Genomic DNA, 20885 nt, shown 5'->3' with positions numbered 1-20885 from the left:
AAAAGGTAAATTACTATGCTATATAGATAAAAAGCTGCGCAACTCCTCCTGCCTGGCCAAGCCATCCTGCATCCCTAAATCAATCAACTCGCGGCAAAACTCTTTTTCAAACAATAAATAACTCAACAAGCTAGAGTCAGCTTTATCGTGTAGCCCCATCAAACGTAATAAAATCTTGATCCCCGACGGCATGCGGTGAAAATGTTTGGCGGCCATTTCGTTAAAATTACGAGTGGGGTTGATTGCTAAAGTGTCGATAGTTTTTAGTTTGGTTTGTTGCTGTTGTTTGTGAGTCATATGGGCGATGGTTTCATTGATGCGCGTAAGACGTTCAAGGTCTGATTTAAGCGTGTCGGCAAAAATAGTGTCGAGCAAGTGCCCCGCAATAGCGATGCTACTGGGGTAGCGAGTCATATCGGTAAACCGAGACTTTTTCTCGGGTTGTTCAACACCAATAATCAGTATTTTTTCTGCCCCTAAATGAATGGCTGGACTCAGTGGTGATAATTGGTGAATAGAGCCATCACCAAGAAACTCTCCCATCATTTTTACCGGTGGAAAGAGCATAGGGATTGCTGATGATGCTATTAAATGTTCTGAATTTAAAGTACATGGAATGCCTCGCCTTTGTTCGCGTTGCCAAGGCTTTATATCGCTTTGTCCTTGGTAGAAGCTGATGGAATCATGGCTTGTATAGCTAGAGGCATTTATGGTGATCGCGCGTAAGTGGCCGCTGGAAATGTTTCTATCGATACGATGAAAGTCCAAGCGACTTCTGATCAAACGTCTCAAAGGCTGGTTGTTTAATAAACTAGAGGGGTGTCTTTGATGTTGATGGGATTGGAAACTACTCAGGTAATTACCGGCTAAATGTTTAAATACGTCTCTGATACCACTGTCATAAACTTGGCGTATATGAAAGTTTTTCCATACCCATTCTAATTTCCTCAGGCCCAGGTGGTAACAAGATGCATAGCAGGCTAAACTTGTTGCGTTGATTGCGCCGGCTGAGTTACCGCAAACTATGGGGAAAGGTAAACCTTGATTACGAGGTAAATAGGTGGCAATAGCTTTTAGTACGCCTAGTTGGTAGGCCGCCCTTGCGCCTCCTCCTGATAACAATAACGCATATTGATTACGCTCAGACAAAAGCCTCGTTCCTTATAATATAACTGTCAAACCTTCAGCCGCAGCAAAAAGTTCTAAGTCTGCACCGCCAATTTCGATTATCTCCTGGCATTGAGTTTCTATTTTGGCAATTTCATCATCTGTTCGAATATGGTCGTGGCTATATAATGCCATACGTTTCGCTCGGCTACCCATGGCTAATTTGACTGCTTCTTCTGCTACTGAGTGCCCCCAGCCTGACTTAGCGGGCATATCAGCAATCATGTATTGTGCATCGTGAATAATTAAATCTGCATCACGGCTAAAATCAACCCAGTCTAAAAAGTCGGTGTTTTTTTTGTAGGGAGGATATAACTCGTTATCGGTGATATACGCGACTTTTTTGCCATCGGCTTCTATGCAAAATGAGCTGCCGCTACCAGGATGGTTCATGGCCAAGCGACTGATTTTGGCCTCACCAATTTTCCAGTGACGGATCTCTTTGGGCTGTGGTGTAACTTGAATGTTAGATGGCAGTGTTTTGTAATCTACTGGAAAATAGCTGCCACTCATTTGTTCTAATATAGCGTGGTCTGCGTCGAAAGTTATCTGACCTGGGGTAATAAATATATTACGCTGGGGTTGATATATGGGCGCAAAGAAAGGAAAACCTTGGATATGATCCCAGTGATTGTGGGTCAGCAACAAATGAATATCGTTAGTTTGTTTAATCAGCTTTTGACCAAGATTTTTTATGCCTGTGCCTGCGTCTAAAATAATATCGGTACCGTCATCTAAACAAACGTGCACACAAGCGGTATTGCCGCCGTATTTGATAAACTCAGGCCCGGGAGCAGGGCAGGAGCCGCGTACACCGAAGAAGGTCACTTGCATTTATGATCTCGTTAATAAGCTGTTGCATCCATGAATCTAAACATTAACACTAAAGCCAAACTGAATTAAGTATAAACTTATTGTTAAAGGTATGTACGGATGTATATATGTAAGTTTCTAAGAAGTTGTTTTATATAATGAAAAAGCGCCTTGAAGGCGCTTTTAAACATATTTCAGTAACTTATAAGTTACTCACAAACTCTGCGAGTTGCTTAGTTTCAATCAGTTGTTTTTCACCACTACGGCGATTTTTATATTCCACTTTATTTTCGTCAAGGTTACGCTCACCTATGACTATTGTGTGGGGGATACCGACAAGCTCCATATCATTGAACATTACGCCTGGGCGTTCTTTTCTGTCGTCAAGTAATACTTCAACACCTGCTTCAATTAGTTGTGAATATAAAGATTCGGCGATTTCTTTAACGGGCTGTGACTTATGCATATTCATTGGAATAATCACAACTTTAAAAGGGGCGATAGCCTCGGGCCAGATAATCCCATATTTATCGTGGTTTTGTTCAATGGCTGCAGCCACTATGCGAGATACACCTATGCCATAACAACCCATGCTAAGGATTTTGTGCTTGCCGTTTTCGTCGAGTACCCCGCAGTTCATCGCTTGTGAGTACTTATCACCGAGTTGGAATATGTGACCCACTTCAATACCACGCTTTATCTCTAAGGTGCCTTTGCCGTCCGGGGATATATCGCCGGCAATGACATTGCGAATGTCTGCTACTTCAAATTCAGCTGCGTCTCGTGACCAGTTTACGCCGGTATAATGAAAGTCAGTCTCGTTAGCACCACAAATAAAGTCTGCTAAATGAGCGGCACTTGCATCCACTATTACTGGGATTGTCATGCCAACTGGTCCAAGTGAACCAATGGTGCAGTTTAGTGTGTCTTCTATTTGTTGTTCACTTGCCATGGTCAGTGGAGCAAACACGCCCGCTTGTTTTTCTGCTTTGACTTCGTTAAGTTGATGATCACCACGTAAGATTAAAGCGACTAATCCTTGTTTGCCTTTTTCATCCGGTTCAGCCAATACAATTAATGTTTTAACTGATTGCTCAGCAGATACTTTTAAAAATTTTGACACATCATTGATAGTCTTTTGCCCAGGAGTAGCCACTTTTTCTAGCGTTTGAGTGCCTTGTGGGCAGTCACCAGTGGGTGCTAAAGCACTCGCCATTTCAATGTTTGCCGCATAATCAGAGCTATTACTAAAGGCGATATCATCTTCACCTGATTCGGCTAACACATGAAATTCATGGGACGCACTGCCCCCAATAGAGCCATTGTCGGCTATTACTGGGCGATAATCTAAGCCAATACGCTCAAAAATATTGCAGTAGGCTTGATACATAGTTTGATAAGTTGTTTCTAAGCAAGGTTGATCCAAATGAAATGAATAAGCGTCTTTCATAGTGAATTCACGGCTTCGCATAATGCCAAATCTAGGGCGGATTTCGTCTCTGAATTTAGTTTGTACTTGGTACAAGTTAAGCGGCAGTTGTTTGTAGCTGTTGACTTCATTTTTGACCAATGACGTAATGACTTCTTCATGCGTTGGGCCTAATACAAAGTCACGTGAGTGTCGGTCTTTTATGCGCAGTAATTCAGGTCCGTACTCTTCCCAGCGGCCTGATTCTTGCCATAAATCTGCAGGCTGAACGACAGGCATTAATATTTCTATCGAGCCCGCTTTGTTCATTTCATCGCGCACTATATTGGCTACTTTATTGAGCACACGCAGACCAGACGGCAGCCAAGTGTACAATCCAGCAGCTAATTTTCTAACCATGCCTGCCCGTAACATTAACTGATGGCTAATGACTTCTGCGTCGGCTGGGGTTTCTTTTTGCGTGGATAATAAATATTGGCTAGTGCGCATGAACGATAAAATCTCTGGGTTTGAAAGAAAAAACAGTGCTTATTCTAACAGTAGGTTTACCTTGGCTAAAGCCATTATTGTTACAATTGCTGAATTAATTTGAGTGTATTGTCAGTACTATATTTTGACGTTTAATCACTTGCCATTGAATGTTGAGATCGAACAAGGTCATGCCATACGTTTTACTTGGATGAGCGTCTTGGTGGTAAGCAGGTCGGGGATCTTGGCTGAGTACTTCTCGAATAAGTGAGGCTAATGCCGGATACCGCTGTTCGAGTTGATTCAATTGTCTATTGGCTTGCTCGGTAAAAGTAACAGCCATCAATTCTGGACTATGCTGCGCCATGCCTCCTGACGCTAGCGGAAGACTATCTACGTAGGGAACATAAGGTTTTATATCTAAAATAGGGGTGGCATCTAATAAATCTATACCCTTAACGGTTAGACTTAGTTGCTTATTTTGATAACTCACTGCCACAAATTCGACCACAGACATACCTATGCCGTTAGGTCTAAAAGGACTGCGTGTGGCAAATACCCCCAGTTTTTGATTGCCTCCTAGGCGAGGAGGACGTACCAAGGGGGAATGGCCTTTTTCGGCAGTTTGGTGAAAATGAAAAAGTAGCCATAGATGGCTAAACTGCTCAATGCCTCGCAGATAGTTAGGATCATTAAACTCTTCAAAAAAGATAATTTTACCTTCGGCGCTTTTTGCTAAACCCGGTTGACGTGGAATGGCAAACTTTTCTTTATAAGGTGTATGAATTTTGCCAATAGGCTGGATATTGATGGTCATAAACGAATAGTTGGTTGCGACTAAATAAGTGTGAACGGTTTGTATGGTTGCTGAAACTAAGCGCTTATTCAATATATAAAGAGGCCCTAAGTTAATTAAAACAAGCATAACGGCCTAATAGCATTCTGTTAAGTCATTGGATACCATGCATTCATTCTGATTGTTACGGTTACTCAATAGTGTTTGAAATAAAAATTGCTGATAAAGATTTATGCTCCCATTTGTATTTAAGTGACTTGGTTAGGCAACAAGGCTTAATTGACTTCACTTTGATTGATAGCACTTTATGTCGACCTAAAACATTAACGGGTGAGCCACAATCTGCCTTTGGGTCTAATGTATCTCATGGGCAGTTTAACCACAGTAAATTAGTTGTTTTTACGGAAGGCTTGCACTTGCAGCAATTAACACAAGTGACCCAAGCGCTAGCAGATTATCTAGAGTTAGCCTTTTATCGAGTGATTAAAGTTGAAGGTGTGAGTGGCTTTGCTGTTTGCGCTTATGTTGCTTTGAAAACCCCAAACAACATAAATACACCAATAGAAGATGTGGCTAACCGTTTTAGTGTTGAGATATGTTTGGTTAATAAAACCCCTTCTTTAGCCGAACCGGGCTTGTTATTGATGGATATGGACAGCACGGTTATCGCTGTTGAGTGTATTGATGAAATTGCTGAACTAGCTGGTGTTGGTGAACAAGTGTCGGCAGTGACTGTGCTGGCCATGCAAGGCAAATTAGATTTTGCACAGAGTTTACGTACCCGAGTTGCTTGTTTAGAGGATGCGGATGAATCGATTTTACAACAAGTACGAGATGCATTACCGCTGATGCCAGGTGTGGCTAACTTGGTCAACATACTAAAATCTTATGAATGGAAAGTAGCCATTGCCTCTGGCGGTTTTAGCTATTTTGCTGATTATTTACAAGTCAGGCTCAATCTTGATGCAGCTGTGGCTAATGATTTAGAGATTCAGGGCGCAAAGCTTACGGGCAAGGTAAAAGGCGCTATTGTTGATGCCAATGTCAAAGCGCAAACCCTTAAAAGCTTAGCCGAGCAATGGTCTATTTTACCTAGTCAAACTATTGCTATGGGTGATGGCGCCAATGATTTGGTTATGATGAATGCTGCCGCCTTGGGCGTGGCATTACATGCAAAACCTATTGTGCGCCAACAAGCGGATATTGCCATTCGCCGTGGGGGGCTAGACTCTTTGTTATGGGTTTTGGCAGCTGGGCAGGCCTAACTCAATTTATTATGATTGCTTGGGTGAGCTTAAAGTCAGGCCTGTGGTCGTGTGTAAATTTTGTTAGACTTTAGGACCTAAGCAATTGCTCAATTCCGACTTGTTTTATTTTATGGGTTGGAGGCGATTTGTGGTTCAGTAGTATAGCGCTTTCAGTAAATTCGAAGCGTCTCAATACTTCGTCAGTTACATCGATAATATCGCCCATCGCAGATACATTCCAAAGCTGTTCTTCTAATAACTTGGCTTTATGCACCGCGTAAACACTGACGTAGTTGAGCTCTGATTGCATGGTTTCAAAATCAGGTCTACCAGTGCGTGCTAGAAATACTTTTACAGCAATAAATTGTCCATTTTGTAAAGCCTCAGTAATAAACTCTTTGCGCTGTTCAGGTTTGCTTAATTGTTCAGTAAAGTGGCTGTTGATAGCCGCACCGATTACGTCTTTACTTGGATCGAAGGCAATCAACAATTCGTGCATTTCGGGGCGCTCATTAGGTTTCATGTTTGCCAAAGTATGATTGATAAAGTCGTGACGTATTTTGGCATTTCGGTACAGCGGGTATAAGTTGAAATGTCCTGGTTTAGCTTGAAAGTGTAACAATTGCGTTAATCTGTTGGTACCTGATGAGGTTGCTACTGCATCAGGTACAAAGTCAACACTGTCTTTGCGTAAAAAATATGCCACGTTAATCACGTTTTGAGCATATATATTGCGCAGCGCTTCACCTATGCCGGGCACTTCTTCTTCATCACGATAAGCTTTAAGTTTTGAGCGATTTGACTTAATTAAAGCTTCAAAAAAACGTCTTGCGGTATTACTTTCTTCTGTGACAAAGTTTTGCAAATGTACTACGTGTTGGTCTTTAGATACATGCCTAACTATATATGGCAGGTTTGACAACTCGAACTTTGAAGTGACTGTTTGCAATTGTGGAAATCTCAGGGTGATTTTAGCTTTGTCGGTTTGATGAAAGAATTTATCTAATTCTATTCTTAGTCCTTGAGTTGAAATATCTTCAGTGTGCCCTTCAATTACCACATTATCAATGCTGACCTGCACGGCAGTTCGCAGTAGAAATCGCGACTCTCTGCGCTGATTAAAATACTTGAAACGATAGACATTAACCAATGCTGGGGGTTTATTACGTGGGTGGCCAAATACTTTAAGATTGATCAACTGTTCACGCTTTATTTTGAATTTTTGATAATGTTCAGTACTGATATCGTCAGTTATATTGGTGAGTAAGGCGACATGGTTGATATTTTTCAGGCGCGACATTAAACGTGGAGAGGGCTTTTGATTTTGTCTTTTGACTTTGTCGTTAATCGAGTTGGCAATAGACAATGGCCGATAACTTTGCTTTGGATCTACATGGATAAACTGTAATTTATAAACTCGCCAACTGGCTTTGCGGGATCCATAAGCCAAGAATAAACTTTTCAAATCAGGTTGAGCATCTAACTCCGCATGAGTAGCCGAGTAAAAGTAGACTTTCTCATTTTTTATATGGTTAAACACAAAAATGTACATTTCTTGCTGTCCCTTGACAAGGGATAGTCCATATTGTATGCGTTTTTCTGTTAACAAATAACCAATTTTTAGATCCTGTAATTCATTCGCCCAATACTGAATTTCTTCCCTGTTGCAGTCATTAGCTAACGCATATTTGGGAATAAATCTATTTTCTATTTGTTCGATAAAAACGGGTATAGAAACAAAATTAGGAATGTAATATTGCTCGTAAGTTTTGTTTTGAATCGCGGTGATTGTATTGTCTAAATTGACCTTGTAGCGACGTTTATTACCGTGAATAAAGCGTTCAAAAAATTTGTCAAACGAAGGGAAAGGAATATCAAACTGACGTTTAAGATTAAGTCTTTGGTCATCTTTTGTGCGCTCAATGCTGCTAATAATATAGGCTACGCCTTGACGTTTATCGAGCAGATATTCTTTCTCTAAACCACGAAATTGCACCGTCAGGCGTTCATCAGGTTTGAACAGGTGTTCTTTGCTGGCTTTTACTTTTAGTCCCTTCACCGATACATCGATAGTGGTGGCTTGAATGCTTTTATTTACATCAGAAAACATTTCTATGTTCACTGAAAAATTCATTCTTTCTTCACCTCTCTGGGCAAAGGTACCAAATTTAATAATCGGAGCTTGGAAGTTTTCAGCTTTAGGTTTGTCTACAACTGGCTCGTTTTGCCTCGTTTTCGATTCATTTTGTTCTTTTTTATACATGACCCGAAAATTATTTTCCGTATTGGTCACCGCTTCATAAACACCAATGGTGTATTCACCAAAAATTCGCACTTGGCGTTCAAATGTTTCAATTGCCAGCTCATCTAAAGTATGTTGTTTGCCTTGATGCTCATACAGCCTGCACTTACCATCCACTAAACCACGCAAGTCAATTAAACGGATACAAGGTCGAGCTAGGCGCATCAGTTCCATTTTTAATAAAAAACGTTTTTGTTTTGAAATTTCTGAAGCAACCTGATTCAATACCTGATTAAACTCAGGCTCGTTGATCATAGGCTTAAGTTCTTCAATGATGTCGTGGTATTCTTCTAGATCTTGGCTCATGAATTCAGGGTAAACTCATTATTATTGTTATGGGGCTTAGCAAAGGATGTAACTGTTATCGGCAATATTGTTAAAACTATGATTAATAGAACATATTGACCTGACACAACATACGACAATCACGTAGTGAATATCAATTCAAAATTCAAAACAATAAAAGAAAATTATCAATATGGCTAAACGCAAAACTGCTTATGTATGCTCTGATTGTGGAGCTGAATATCCCCGTTGGCAAGGACAATGTAATGATTGCAACACTTGGAACACTATTACCGAGTTTGTGGTGTCTTCAATTAGCAATTCAACTAGCCGTAATACAGGTGGGTATTCAGGTCAAACTCAAGCCAAAGTAGAGTCTTTAGCCAGCATCGATTTGCAGGCTTTACCCAGATTCGAGTCGGGTTATAAAGAGCTTGATCGCGTTTTGGGTGGTGGTATCGTGCCAGGTTCGGCTATTTTGATAGGCGGTTCACCAGGTGCGGGTAAAAGCACTATGTTGTTGCAGGTCATGTGTCAAATGGCAAGTAAGAAAAATGCGCTTTATGTCACGGGTGAGGAATCATTGCAACAAGTTGCAATGCGTGCGGAACGACTTGGCTTACCCAAAGATAAGTTGAAATTGTTGGCTGAAACCAATATTGAAGTGATTTGTGATCTCGCCTTACAACATAAGCCTGAACTCATGGTGATTGACTCTATTCAAGTGATGCAGGTACCTGATGTGCAGTCGGCTCCGGGCAGTGTGTCGCAAGTACGCGAAAGTGCAGCTTATTTGACTCGCTTTGCCAAACAGCATCATATTGCCATGTTTTTAGTCGGGCATGTAACCAAAGATGGCAGTTTAGCAGGCCCTAAAGTATTAGAGCATTGTATTGACTGTTCGATGATGCTTGAGGGTGAAAGTGATAGTCGTTATCGGACTTTAAGAAGTCAAAAAAATCGATTTGGCGCGGTTAATGAACTTGGTGTGTTTGCTATGACCGAAAAAGGTCTAAAAGAAGTCACTAATCCTTCAGCTATTTTTCTCAGTCGTGATGAACAGCAATCTCCAGGCAGTATCGTTATGGTGGTCTGGGAGGGGTCGCGGCCACTGCTGGTAGAGATCCAGGCTTTAGTGGACTATTCACAGATGGCAAACCCAAGACGCGTAGCTGTAGGGCTTGATCAAAACCGCTTGGCAATGTTGTTGGCTGTGTTGCACCGACATGGCAATGTACAAATGAACGACCAGGATGTGTTTGCGAACGTGGTGGGTGGGGTAAAAGTAAATGAAACCAGTGCTGACTTGGCTTTGTTGTTATCCATCGTGTCTAGTTTTCAAAATAAAATCCTAGATAAAAAATTAATTGCTTTTGGAGAAGTCGGCTTAGCGGGTGAAATCAGGCCTGTACCCAATGGTTCAGAAAGAATAAGTGAAGCGGCTAAGCATGGTTTTAAGCGGGCGATAGTACCTAAAGCCAATGTACCTAAACAGCGCATAGCCGGGATTGAAATTGTTGGTGTGTCGAGCCTGTCAGAAGCCCTTGAAGCGATATAATTATCTTTTTTTAGCCTAAAATAGGTTGATAATCATATTGTCACTCGTTAGTAGGTCTTGATTATCGTCTTGGTAAGATGCATTTTCTCGCTCTAAAAAAGCTTTGCCGGCTATTACGCCGACACGATGGTCGTGACGCAGGTCCATATCGGTGCTGCCAAGTAACTTACTTTGTAGCTTTTTATCAGCAAAAATTTGCACTATTTCGAGATCAGCTGGTGGGTTAGCGATAAACGCTAGTTCTTGCTTGTATGCTTGTTCATGCTGCATTAAATAATCAATGGTTTTGGGGCAATAGCCTGATCCACAGACCAACGTACTGAGCTTATTTACCCAAGCTGATTGAGCTTGAAAGGGGTCATTAGCCGTACGGATAATGACGATTTTACGGGCTCCGCGATTATAAGCTTCGCGAACAGGCAAGGGGGCTGCAAGACCACCATCTAGATAAAAATCAGCTTGCGGTTGCACTTCATATTGTTCACTTGTTGTATCTGCCTGATTGGCAGCCTCAATGTTTAGCCAAGGTGTTAACTTAACCCCTTGTTTATATAGAAACGGTAAAGCACTTGATGCTTTTAATAGCTCACGCCATTGATGACTGCCACCCGTTGGGCTCAAAAAGTAAGGTTTACGATCACGTGAATTGGTGGCGGTGATGAATAACTGGCGGTTGCCAAGAGTTTGCTTAGCGGTTTCAAAATCAATTGTGCGGTTGGCTTCTGTGGTTTTGTCAAAGTACCAATCCAAATCAACTATGTTTTTACCCACTAGGCCGCGACTTAGTTGAAAAAATCGTTTGTGACGAGACAAACCACGAATCAATCGTTTGGCATATCCTTTTTGTCGAGACAGAAAGCTGGTTAGGTTTTGAGAGCCAGCTGATGTGCCGATAAACATATCAAATGGGTCGTAACCCACGTCGAGCCAAGCATCAAGTACGCCAGCGGTAAATATCCCTCGCTGACCACCACCTTCTGCTATCAGTGCTAATTTAGGGCGCGTTACTTCCTTAGGGGTAATAGCCGGGACGGATATTGAGGACTTCATGGTACAGATTCTCTTCAGGTTTGTAGCAATCGAGAAAGTGTAAAGAGGAAGGGGCCGTCTGGATAATTGATAGAATCAATTGCTCTAATAGGAAAGGTCCTGCCATTTGTTGGCTAGGGCCAATCAACACTTGTGATGGTTATGGAATCGTCTTCGAAACGTTATTGAATCTCGTCCGTATGTCAAAATTATCCGGCGACTACCAGAAATTACCTGGTAGACCTGAATTTAGGAGAGCTTTAAATTCGTTATTGTGGATACTGTCAACGCAGTTAGTTTGTCTTGCGTCGGTAAAAATATATTATAATGACTGGTAGCAATGCGGTAAAAACAGCTAAATAGTTACAGTATGTATGTGCAGATTATATATATTTTCACTTTGAAAGTTGTAGGAGATTATTCAATTTAGACAGTTTATGAATACCGTCATTATTAGATAAATAATGCATTTATTTGTTTTCAATTTATAGGTATCAAAAACTACTTAAAAAAGTATTTTATAGTTTACAAGAAGATATGATTGAAAGTGGCTAGGGCAGATTCAAGTTTGAAGTGCATAACCCCTGAGCAGCTATAGCCACCATGTGTTCAGCCATCAATTTGGCTGGCGTTTTATAATTTAGTTTCTTTCTTGGTCTGTTATTGAGATTGACTATTACATCTTGAACGGCTGATTGCGATACCTTTTTAAAGTCTGTTGATTTCGGCCAATATTGTCGTAATAGACCATTGGTATTTTCATTCAAGCCTCGTTGCCACGAACAATAAGGGTCTGCAAGATACACATCACATTTCAATCTTTCAGTCATCTGTTCATGGTACGCAAACTCTTTACCATTATCCGCTGTAATCGTGAGTACAGCGCTTTTAAACGGCGCTAACGAGGCGATGGTGGCTGCTGTGACTGTTTTTGCTGACTTGTCATCTACACGTCTCGAAACGGTAAAACTCGTTTTGCGCTCTACAATCGTGACCAGTGCGCCACTGTGACCTTTGCCAATAACGAGGTCAATTTCCCAATCACCCATTCTACTTTTATCATCAACAACGTGTGGACGCTCATCGATACTTATACGGTTCTTAATAAACCCTCTGCCAGCTTGTTTATCCTTACTACGTGATTGATAAGCTTTACCTTTCCTACGTAAATGTTGGAATAAATAACCACCATTTTTTTTGTCAGACCAAATGTGCTGATAAATAGTTTCATAACTAATGTCGATGCTCTGGTCCTCCCTAAGCCACCCAGACACCTGCTCTGGACTCCATTTCGTAGTAAGTTTTGACTCAATTAATGCAATGAGTGCTGTTGTCAATTTAATGGCTTTACAGCGACTAATCGGCGTGTGTCTGTCGATGTTTGAGCTTGCTTAAAACGATAGCCTCGTTTGCCTGTATTACGGGAAAACTCCCTGCTAATGTTTGATTGACTAACCTTTAGTTGTTGGATATTTTATTTTGGCTCATTCCTGTTTTACTTAAAGCATAAATCTGGCATCGTTGTTCATAGGTCAGTTGTTTACATGTTTTCAATGTTGCATCTCTTGCCGGAGAAAAAGCGATTAGCATATATTCAGCTGACCGCTTTTTCTACCTGTTCAAGTTATGCACTTATTATTTGAATCCAAGTATTTAAATAAATGACATCAACGGTTCTTATAAGTTACACCACAAAATTAATTTCTCAACAAAGCCCAGTCCGCCCAGCGTACAAAAGTTCAAACTCTCCTAAGATACTTGTTATTAATATGCCTTCCTCCATTATAACGAGCAAAGCACACGACATACCAAAACTGTTTTCTATGAGAAATAAGGACATATCCCTGTGTCTAATATTCTTTGGTGTTTGCTTCGTTTAAAGAGATAACTGCTGCTTTGTGATAACGGCTTATATAGAACCTTACTCGGTTAGTATCAATCATTACTAAACTAATACTTAAAATTCTTAGAAATGGTATTCACATATTAACCCTATTTATTGGGCCAAATTAAATGAATTGGTTATCCTGAAAGAGGTGCTACTCTGTTCATCAGTAATGAGATGTGAAAACACAAAAATACTAGATTCTGTATCGTTATCTAATTCATAACCAATAGCATTGAATTCCCCTGCTGTTAAATCGCCATCACTTATAATTGCGCCAGATGTGATAGGAGAATCAGGGAAATTAACAAAATCATTATTATTATTGGGGTCCAAGTAACCAACATTTATTTGGTCAACAATGAACACCCGGTTAGTCAGGTTCCTGAGGAGCAAATACAAAACACTACCTGCTTTGAGCGTATTGTTCTCATACACTAATGTACCTTGGCCTTTGATATAAAAAGCATTCGCTAAATCATTGGCGCTGGATAAACCAGAATCTACAGAATAACCACTCGCTGTAGCAGACAAGGAAATAAACCCATCATAGGATGACTGTAGGGAATAATTTACTTTACCATTTGTAGTAACGAGGTTTACATCTCGATTGATGTCACCTTCGGTGATAGTTAAAGTTACTGGAGTACCGTCTGCAATCACACCCGCTTCCTTACTCGGTACTAAGACTAAACTAATTTGGGATGTATCACTGCTGTCATTCAGTATCATATTCGGGTGCACACTTAAATTAAGTGCTCTTGGAAAATTAGGATTTAAGATGATTTCGAGCGGGGTAGTTGAAGATTTAATCCCTTGTAAAGACGCTGATATGTTAACCATACCAGCAGATAGTGCTGTAACAAAACCTTTGTCAAATTCGGCATTCCCGATGGATGCAATACTAGTATCACTACTCAACCAATTTACTTGAGTCGATACGTCTTGAGCGGATGAATCAGAAAATGTTGCGATTGCTGTTACCAATTGCGTTGACGTTACATTTATTTGAGAGTTAGGACTATTGATTTGAATACCTGTTAGCTCGGCATCTGTCACATCAATATTTATTTGGTTACTGAGCGAGCCCAAACTCACTGATATAGTTACTTGGCCGGGACTAATGGCTCTTAATAAACCTGAGTTGCTATTTGCATTGGAAACCGTAGCCTTTAAAGCATCATCACTTTGCCAGTTAACTCGATGATTAAGATTTCTGGTTGACATGTCGGAGTATGTTCCGGTTGCAACAAGTTGCTGGGTTATACCGCTAGTCATCGCTGTTTGTGTTGCACTGATAGCAAGACTCTGTAACGTTGCATCTGTTACCTTAATGTTCCCCAAACCTACTACACCGTCCAGTTTTGCGCTTATCAAAGCCGACCCCTCACTCAGACTTAGCACAGTGCCGTTACTTACTGATATCACATCTACCGATTTGGTTCTTGATGCGGTCCATATCACTTTTGATGTTAAATCGATTAATGAGCCATCTGTAAAATAACCCAGTGCCTTAATCTCAGCATCTGATCCTTTAGCTATTACTTGATTAACAGGTTGAACCTGTATACTGCTTAACATCACATTCCCAATCGTTAACAATGTGTCTTGTTGGATGTCCCCCAAAGCAACTGTGATTTTTGTGCTGCCTAATGCAACCGATTCCGCTAAGCCTGCTAAAGAATCGGTGTTGTTAATCAAAACTCGATCTTCATTGCTTGATATCCAGGTGACTTCAGAAGTCAAATCCTGAACGGTTCCATCAGCAAACGTTCCTTGTGCATAGTATTGCTGAGACTGGCCGAGTGGAATGGATGCGTTAATTGGATTCAATGCAAGAGAAACCAATTCAGCATTAGTTACCGTGATCGACAAGTCTGCTTGTTCACCTAAAAGCGAAGCAGAAAGCGTTGTTGAACCTTCCAGCAAGGCCTGCACGGTGAATAAATCATCCTTAATAATAGCTATTTGGTCATTTGAATTAACCCAGTCAACCTGACTACTTACATCTTGCTTAGTGTTATCAGAAAAACTTGCGGTGACATTGACGGGTTCACTTGAGCCTTTGGCTAAGGAAATATCAGATGGGGTAATGGCTATACTAGACAAGCTAGCAGGACTGACGGTGATCTCCAAAGAACGGGTTTGCCCTTCTTTACCTGCATTAACTAATGACGTGCCTGGTTGTAATGCGGTGAGTAAGCCTGTTTCAGCATTTATTGAAGCTATTGCACTGTCAGATACACTCCAGACCACTTGGTCACTAAGATTTTGCTCAGTTCCGTCTGAATAAATACCTTTCGCCGAAAAAGTAGTTGTTAAGCCCGAAGCTATTTGCGTCATCGGGGAACTAATCTCTATTGATTGAAGGGTCGCTGGAGAAACTGTTACACGCAAGCTTGAGCTTAGCTCACCAATATTAGCTCTAATTAAAGTCTCACCTGTTGACACAGCAATAACTAATCCGAAGTTTGAAATAGTAGCAACGTTCACATCTGAAGACTCCCAAGTAACCAAACTATTCAATGTTTCATTACTGTTATCCGAATATAGGCCAGTCACAGTTAACTTCTCAGAAGTAGCAATTGCCAAGGTTGCAGAGGACGGTGAAATTTTTAAATCGGTCAAGGCTTTTACCAAAATATTGGTTTCAATCGATTGTCCTTCAAATGCAGCCGTTACATCGGAAGTACCTGCGGATAAAGCTGTTACTAAACCGGCATTTGATACTTCAAATACTGCTGAATCGTCAACAGACCAAGTCACTTGTGACGTTAAATTTTGTGTAGACCCATCAGAAAATGCTCCCGTAACAGTTAGCTGAAATGTTTCAGATACCTTCAGAGACTTCCCAACTGTAGTGATGTCTAAGGAGCTTATAGAAATGGTTGAAGTAACAGGAGCACCACCACCATCACCACCACCACCACCACATCCAAAAAGTAGTAGTGCAGAAAAAAGGTAAGCCAAAAGTGTAAATAACGAATTAGTGATTTTTAATACGGTCATATTGAAGCATTCCTTATTTACAGTATTTAAAATTTAGATAGACTTATCTAATATGATAATATTACTTATAAACCGTTTCTGCACGGTTTTAATTAATTTTGTACCTTGATCTGGAATATACATTTATAAATGGCATTTCTGTATGTTTTTGCTACACATCGTAAATAAACTGACTAGTAAAGTTTTGTATTAATTGAAAGTTTTCTACTTTTCAACTAATTTCAAATAATATTAAGTATCTTGAATCTGCCTACAGAGGTTTAATGTGCGATTAAAGAGTCAATTTACTCTGTAGAATAAAATTCACTAAAGCGCATTAACTTTGCCACGTAGTAATAAGATGTGTTTATTCACATCTACAGGCTGGAAAACGAGTTTTTTTGAGATACATGTTCGGTTAATCGTCAGCAGTTAACGATTGGGCATCAAATTCAAGGGCACATAAATTCAAAACTGCTTGTAGTGATCCCCCTCAGTCATATTTTGTTTCGCAACGATAGTTTATAGACATAAATAAGGCGCAAAATGCGCCTTATTTATGTGGTACTAGTTACTTACTAATTTTTTTATACTTGAGCCTATGAGGTTCAACCACATCTGTTCCATAAGTCGCTTTTAACCACGCTGCATATTCGGTGTAGTTGCCTTCATAAAAGTTAATTTTGCCTTCGTCACGATAGTCCATTATGTGTGTGGCTATTCTGTCCAAAAACCACCTGTCATGAGAAATAACCATGGCACAACCTGGAAACTCTAAAATGGCATTTTCTAGAGCTCGTAAGGTTTCAACATCCAGATCATTGGTGGGCTCATCTAGCAATAATACATTGCCGCCGGCTTTTAATAATTTAGCCAAGTGCACTCTGTTGCGTTCACCACCAGACAAGTCTTTCATAAACTTTTGTTGATCTGAACCTTTAAAATTAAATCGTCCGCAGTAAGCGCGGCTGTTCAGTTCAAAGTTTCCAATGCGGATAATTTCTGAATCATCAGAGATTTCTTTATACACCGTATTGCCCCCGTTCGTTTGATCGCGGAATTGATCGACGCTGGCTAACTGTACTGATTCACCGACATCAATTTTACCGGCATCGGGTTGTTCGTCGCCGCTGAGCATTTTGAATAAAGTGGATTTACCCGCACCGTTAGGGCCGACTATGCCAACAATGGCTCCTTTGGGCATTTTGAATGTAAGATCGTCTATTAACAACCTGTCACCATAGGATTTTCTTAAACCCGTGACTTCAATGACTTTTTCACCCAAACGCTCACCGGGTGGAATAAATAACTCATTGGTTTCATTGCGTTTTTGGTAATCACCAGTATTAAGCTCTTCAAACCTAGCCATACGCGCTTTGCTTTTAGATTGGCGACCTTTGGCATTTGAACGTACCCATTCAAGTTCCGTTTTGATGGATTTTTGCCTAGCGCTCTCGGTTTTCTCTTCTTGTTGCAAACGTGCATCTTTTTGTTCTAACCAAGATGAATAGTTACCTTCCCAAGGAATACCTTGTCCACGGTCAAGCTCGAGTATCCAGCCCGCTACATTATCAAGGAAGTATCTATCGTGGGTGATCGCCACTACTGTGCCTTCATAATCATGTAAGAAACGTTCTAACCATGCTACTGACTCCGCATCCAAGTGGTTGGTAGGTTCATCGAGTAGTAACATTTCTGGTTTTTCGAGTAACAACTTACACAAAGCAACACGGCGGCGCTCACCTCCTGATAATTTGCTAACGTCTGCATCCCACGGAGGCAGGCGTAAGGCATCGGCTGCGCGCTCTAAAGCATTTTCGAGATTATGCCCATCTTTACTTTGGATGATGGCTTCGAGCTCACCTTGCTCTTTGGCTAGAGCATCAAAATCAGCGTTTTCTTCCGCATACGCAGCATAGACTTCATCGATACGTTTTAGGGCATGTGCTACATCTGCCACTGCTTCTTCAATGTTGCCGCGAACATCTTTAGTTTCGTCCAATTGAGGTTCTTGGGGCAGATAGCCAATTTTTAGTCCGGTTTGAGGAATAGCCTCACCTTCAATATCAGTATCTATACCAGCCATAATTTTTAGTAACGTTGATTTACCTGAGCCATTTAAACCCAATACGCCAATTTTGGCTCCAGGGAAGAAGCTGAGAGAAATGTTTTTTAAGATATGTTTGCCGGGTGGAACCACTTTACCGACCCGAAGCATGCTGTAAACGTATTGAGCCATAACTGTCTTTATAGAGTTAATTTGTGGGTAGTGTAATTCAGTGCAAGGGCAGGGTAAAAGGTATTGTGATTTTTTAGTGTGGCTTTTTATGAATAATGGATGTGATTTATCATCAGTTATCGTAGTATTTTATTCTATAAAGTTGTTAACAAGGTAAAACATGCAAAGCTTTAATTGGGGCGTTATTGGTCCTGGAAATATTGCAAATACATTTGCAAAAGCAATCGCGTCGTCAAAAAAAGGTAAAATTTTGGCTGTCGCCAGTCGTTCAGAAGAGCGAGCAATCAATTTTGCTAATACTTATCAAATTGAAAAGATATACGCAGATTACGTGCAAATGTTAGCTGACCCTGAGATCGATATTATTTACATTGCTACTCCACATAACTTTCACTACCAACAAGCCAAAATGTGTTTAGAAGCGGGTAAGCATGTTCTGGTAGAGAAACCTTGCACAGTGAACGCCAAGCAAATGCAATTATTAGCTGACTTAGCGCAAAGCAAAAACTTACTGCTACAAGAGGCTTTATGGAGCCGATTCATGCCTTGTTTATCACAACTTAGGCAGTTGTTAAATGAAGGTATAATCGGTGATATTCAATATATTCAGTCAGAGATTGGTTTTGCATTTCAAAAGCAAGAAAACAGTCGCTTACTTAAAGCGGAACTTGCTGGTGGCTCTCTGCTTGATTTAGGCATTTATAGTATTACTGTCAGTCAGTTTCTTCTTCAGGAACATCCAGATAAAGTGCAGGCTATGGGGCAATTAACTGATCTAAATGTTGACGGTCACGTATTTGCCAACATGTATTATGCTTCGGGTCGTTATGCGCAATTTACATGTTCCATGTTATCTCAAACAAGCAATACCATGAGAATAGTGGGCACCGAAGGGTACGTCAATTTACCCGCATGTTTTTGGGATACTGATAGCGCTGCTATTTACCGTGATGACAGATTAATACAAAGTATTGATATACCTCATCCGATTAACGGCTTTGAATATCAAATAGAAGAAAGCATGAAGTGCATCGAACAAAATATGCAGTGCAGTGATGTGATGTCACATCGCGACAGCATCGGGGTGCTAAATGTAATGGATAATATCCGCAAGCAAATTGGTGTGAACTTTCCGGGAACGATAGAAGCACTATAGCAAATGAGAAATCCTTGTGCATAAAGCGTTACAACTTTTGGTTGTTTCTCATACCACAATGCCACTATACAAATTATTTAAAATAACTAAACTATGCGCTGCTTATTTAGGGGGTGTTTATCCTAATTTTAATTACCGCTAATCTTGAGGAAAAGTGATGCTAACACGTGACATGAATATTGCTGATTTTGACCCAGAATTGTTTCAAGCAATTCAAAATGAAAACCAACGTCAGGAGCAACACATCGAGCTGATCGCTTCTGAAAACTATTGCAGCCCACGTGTATTAGAAGCTCAAGGTTCTCAGTTAACCAATAAATACGCGGAAGGCTACCCACACAAGCGTTATTACGGCGGTTGTGAATATGTAGATATTGCTGAAGATTTAGCCATAGAACGGGCTAAACAATTATTTGGTTGTGATTACGCCAACGTGCAACCACATGCTGGTTCACAAGCCAACACTGCTGTGTTTATGGCTTTAATCAATGCAGGCGATACAGTATTAGGTATGAGTTTAGCCCACGGTGGTCATTTAACTCACGGTTCACATGTGAATTTCTCGGGTAAAACATATAACGCTGTTCAATACGGATTACATCCTGAAACCGGCGAAATCGATATGGCACAAGTTGAAGCCTTAGCCATTGAGCATAAACCTAAAATGATAATTGCAGGTTTCTCAGCCTATTCAGGCATTGTTGATTGGCAGAAATTTCGCGAAATAGCGGATAAAGTCGATGCGTATTTGTTAGTAGATATGGCTCACGTTGCAGGCTTGGTTGCTGCTGGTGTCTATCCTAGTCCGCTTCCTCATGCCCATGTTGTGACCACGACTACCCATAAAACTCTAGCAGGGCCTCGCGGCGGTTTGATTTTATCGGCTTGTGGTGACGAAGCAATTTATAAAAAACTGAATAGTTCTGTATTTCCTGGCAACCAAGGCGGTCCTTTGTGCCATGTGATTGCTGCAAAAGCGGTGGCTTTTAAAGAAGCCTTAGAGCCTGAGTTTAAAGTTTATCAACAGCAAGTGGTACTTAATGCCAAAGCTATGGCTGCGGTGATACAAGAGCGTGGGCACAAGGTGGTTTCTGGTGGTACAGAAAACCATTTATTCTTATTGGATTTAATTGGTAAAGAGTACTCAGGTAAAGATGCGGATGCTGCCCTTGGCAACGCCAACATCACTGTTAATAAAAACTCAGTGCCAAACGATCCTCGTTCACCTTTCGTCACCAGTGGATTACGTCTTGGTTCACCCGCCATTACTCGTCGTGGTTTTAAAGAAGAACAAGCAAAACAGGTGGCAAACTGGATTTGTGATGTATTGGATAATATTAATGATGAATCTGTCATTAAACGTGTCAAAGGTGAAGTGGTTGCGTTGTGTGAGCAATTCCCTGTTTACGCCTAAGTAATATCTATATTGACACACGGAAGCCGGCGAAAGTCGGCTTTTTTATTGCTTTTTATTGCTTATAGTATGACTAGCAGTGGAATTTTGTTAATTTAAGCAAATTCAC

12 protein-coding genes and 1 pseudogene are annotated in these 20885 nt (G+C 40.7%); 4 read left to right on the top strand and 9 right to left on the bottom strand.

All coding sequences use genetic code 11. The annotated features are described in order from the left end of the window. Window positions 1-18: 18 nt before the first annotated feature. The 4 genes from C427_RS16425 to tsaA form a co-directional block, all read right to left on the bottom strand. Window positions 19-1149 carry a patatin-like phospholipase family protein gene (locus C427_RS16425; protein WP_007637970.1) on the bottom strand — a complete coding sequence of 377 codons (1131 nt, stop codon included), beginning with the start codon at window positions 1147-1149 and terminating at the stop codon, window positions 19-21. A 12-nt stretch (window positions 1150-1161) separates the two neighbouring features. Further along, a complete protein-coding gene (locus C427_RS16420) occupies window positions 1162-2001 on the bottom strand; it encodes an MBL fold metallo-hydrolase (RefSeq protein ID WP_007637969.1) in 840 nt (279 codons plus the stop codon). Window positions 2002-2182: 181 nt separating this feature from the next. Then, complete coding sequence (locus C427_RS16415; protein ID WP_007637968.1) at window positions 2183-3898, bottom strand: proline--tRNA ligase; 1716 nt, start codon at window positions 3896-3898, stop codon at window positions 2183-2185. A 94-nt stretch (window positions 3899-3992) separates the two neighbouring features. Beyond that, a complete protein-coding gene (gene tsaA, locus C427_RS16410; protein ID WP_007637965.1) occupies window positions 3993-4802 on the bottom strand; it encodes a tRNA (N6-threonylcarbamoyladenosine(37)-N6)-methyltransferase TrmO in 810 nt (269 codons plus the stop codon). Between the two features lie 71 nt (window positions 4803-4873). Here tsaA and serB point away from each other — a divergent pair, with 71 nt between their 5' ends. Beyond that, window positions 4874-5938, top strand: a complete 1065-nt coding sequence (gene serB / locus C427_RS16405; protein ID WP_007637964.1) for a phosphoserine phosphatase SerB — start codon at window positions 4874-4876, stop codon at window positions 5936-5938. 70 nt (window positions 5939-6008) lie between these two features. On the opposite strand, the gene C427_RS16400 is transcribed toward serB, so the two are convergent. Continuing rightward, window positions 6009-8528: a PilZ domain-containing protein gene (locus C427_RS16400; RefSeq protein ID WP_007637963.1), complete on the bottom strand. Its 2520-nt coding sequence runs from the start codon at window positions 8526-8528 to the stop codon at window positions 6009-6011. 172 nt (window positions 8529-8700) lie between these two features. Between C427_RS16400 and radA the strand changes: the two genes are divergently transcribed. Next, window positions 8701-10065, top strand: coding sequence for a DNA repair protein RadA (gene radA, locus C427_RS16395; RefSeq protein ID WP_007637962.1), 1365 nt, complete (start codon window positions 8701-8703; stop codon window positions 10063-10065). Window positions 10066-10080: 15 nt separating this feature from the next. On the opposite strand, the gene C427_RS16390 is transcribed toward radA, so the two are convergent. From C427_RS16390 to ettA, 4 genes and pseudogenes are all read right to left on the bottom strand, one after another. Then, the gene (locus tag C427_RS16390; protein WP_007637961.1) at window positions 10081-11115 is read right to left on the bottom strand and encodes a patatin-like phospholipase family protein; all 1035 of its coding nucleotides are present in this window, start codon (window positions 11113-11115) and stop codon (window positions 10081-10083) included. A 530-nt stretch (window positions 11116-11645) separates the two neighbouring features. Next, window positions 11646-12648: pseudogene (locus tag C427_RS16385) on the bottom strand (IS30 family transposase). 442 nt (window positions 12649-13090) lie between these two features. Then, the gene (locus C427_RS16380; RefSeq protein ID WP_007642216.1) at window positions 13091-15988 is read right to left on the bottom strand and encodes an Ig-like domain-containing protein; all 2898 of its coding nucleotides are present in this window, start codon (window positions 15986-15988) and stop codon (window positions 13091-13093) included. 550 nt (window positions 15989-16538) lie between these two features. Beyond that, complete coding sequence (ettA, locus tag C427_RS16375) at window positions 16539-18206, bottom strand: energy-dependent translational throttle protein EttA (RefSeq protein ID WP_007642218.1); 1668 nt, start codon at window positions 18204-18206, stop codon at window positions 16539-16541. Window positions 18207-18366: 160 nt separating this feature from the next. On the opposite strand from ettA, the gene C427_RS16370 reads away from it, so the two are divergent. Both C427_RS16370 and glyA read left to right on the top strand, forming a co-directional pair. Beyond that, window positions 18367-19362: a Gfo/Idh/MocA family protein gene (locus tag C427_RS16370; RefSeq protein WP_007642221.1), complete on the top strand. Its 996-nt coding sequence runs from the start codon at window positions 18367-18369 to the stop codon at window positions 19360-19362. Window positions 19363-19519: 157 nt separating this feature from the next. Continuing rightward, window positions 19520-20776: a serine hydroxymethyltransferase gene (glyA, locus tag C427_RS16365; RefSeq protein WP_007642223.1), complete on the top strand. Its 1257-nt coding sequence runs from the start codon at window positions 19520-19522 to the stop codon at window positions 20774-20776. Window positions 20777-20885: the final 109 nt, after the last annotated feature.

Origin of the sequence: Paraglaciecola psychrophila 170 (assembly GCF_000347635.1) — a bacterium.
Lineage (GTDB): Bacteria > Pseudomonadota > Gammaproteobacteria > Enterobacterales > Alteromonadaceae > Paraglaciecola > Paraglaciecola psychrophila.
This window is presented reverse-complemented; position numbering and strand designations above follow the sequence as displayed.

What these genes read in the sequence shown, in the direction of transcription:
- C427_RS16420 (WP_007637969.1), bottom strand. Translation starts at nt 2,001, where the DNA reads ATGCAAGTGACCTTCTTCGGTGTACGCGGCTCCTGCCCTGCTCCCGGG.
- C427_RS16415 (WP_007637968.1), bottom strand. Translation starts at nt 3,898, where the DNA reads ATGCGCACTAGCCAATATTTATTATCCACGCAAAAAGAAACCCCAGCC.
- tsaA (WP_007637965.1), bottom strand. Translation starts at nt 4,802, where the DNA reads ATGCTTGTTTTAATTAACTTAGGGCCTCTTTATATATTGAATAAGCGC.
- C427_RS16400 (WP_007637963.1), bottom strand. Translation starts at nt 8,528, where the DNA reads ATGAGCCAAGATCTAGAAGAATACCACGACATCATTGAAGAACTTAAG.
- radA (WP_007637962.1), top strand. Translation starts at nt 8,701, where the DNA reads ATGGCTAAACGCAAAACTGCTTATGTATGCTCTGATTGTGGAGCTGAA.
- C427_RS16390 (WP_007637961.1), bottom strand. Translation starts at nt 11,115, where the DNA reads ATGAAGTCCTCAATATCCGTCCCGGCTATTACCCCTAAGGAAGTAACG.
- C427_RS16380 (WP_007642216.1), bottom strand. Translation starts at nt 15,988, where the DNA reads ATGACCGTATTAAAAATCACTAATTCGTTATTTACACTTTTGGCTTAC.
- ettA (WP_007642218.1), bottom strand. Translation starts at nt 18,206, where the DNA reads ATGGCTCAATACGTTTACAGCATGCTTCGGGTCGGTAAAGTGGTTCCA.
- C427_RS16370 (WP_007642221.1), top strand. Translation starts at nt 18,367, where the DNA reads ATGCAAAGCTTTAATTGGGGCGTTATTGGTCCTGGAAATATTGCAAAT.
- glyA (WP_007642223.1), top strand. Translation starts at nt 19,520, where the DNA reads ATGCTAACACGTGACATGAATATTGCTGATTTTGACCCAGAATTGTTT.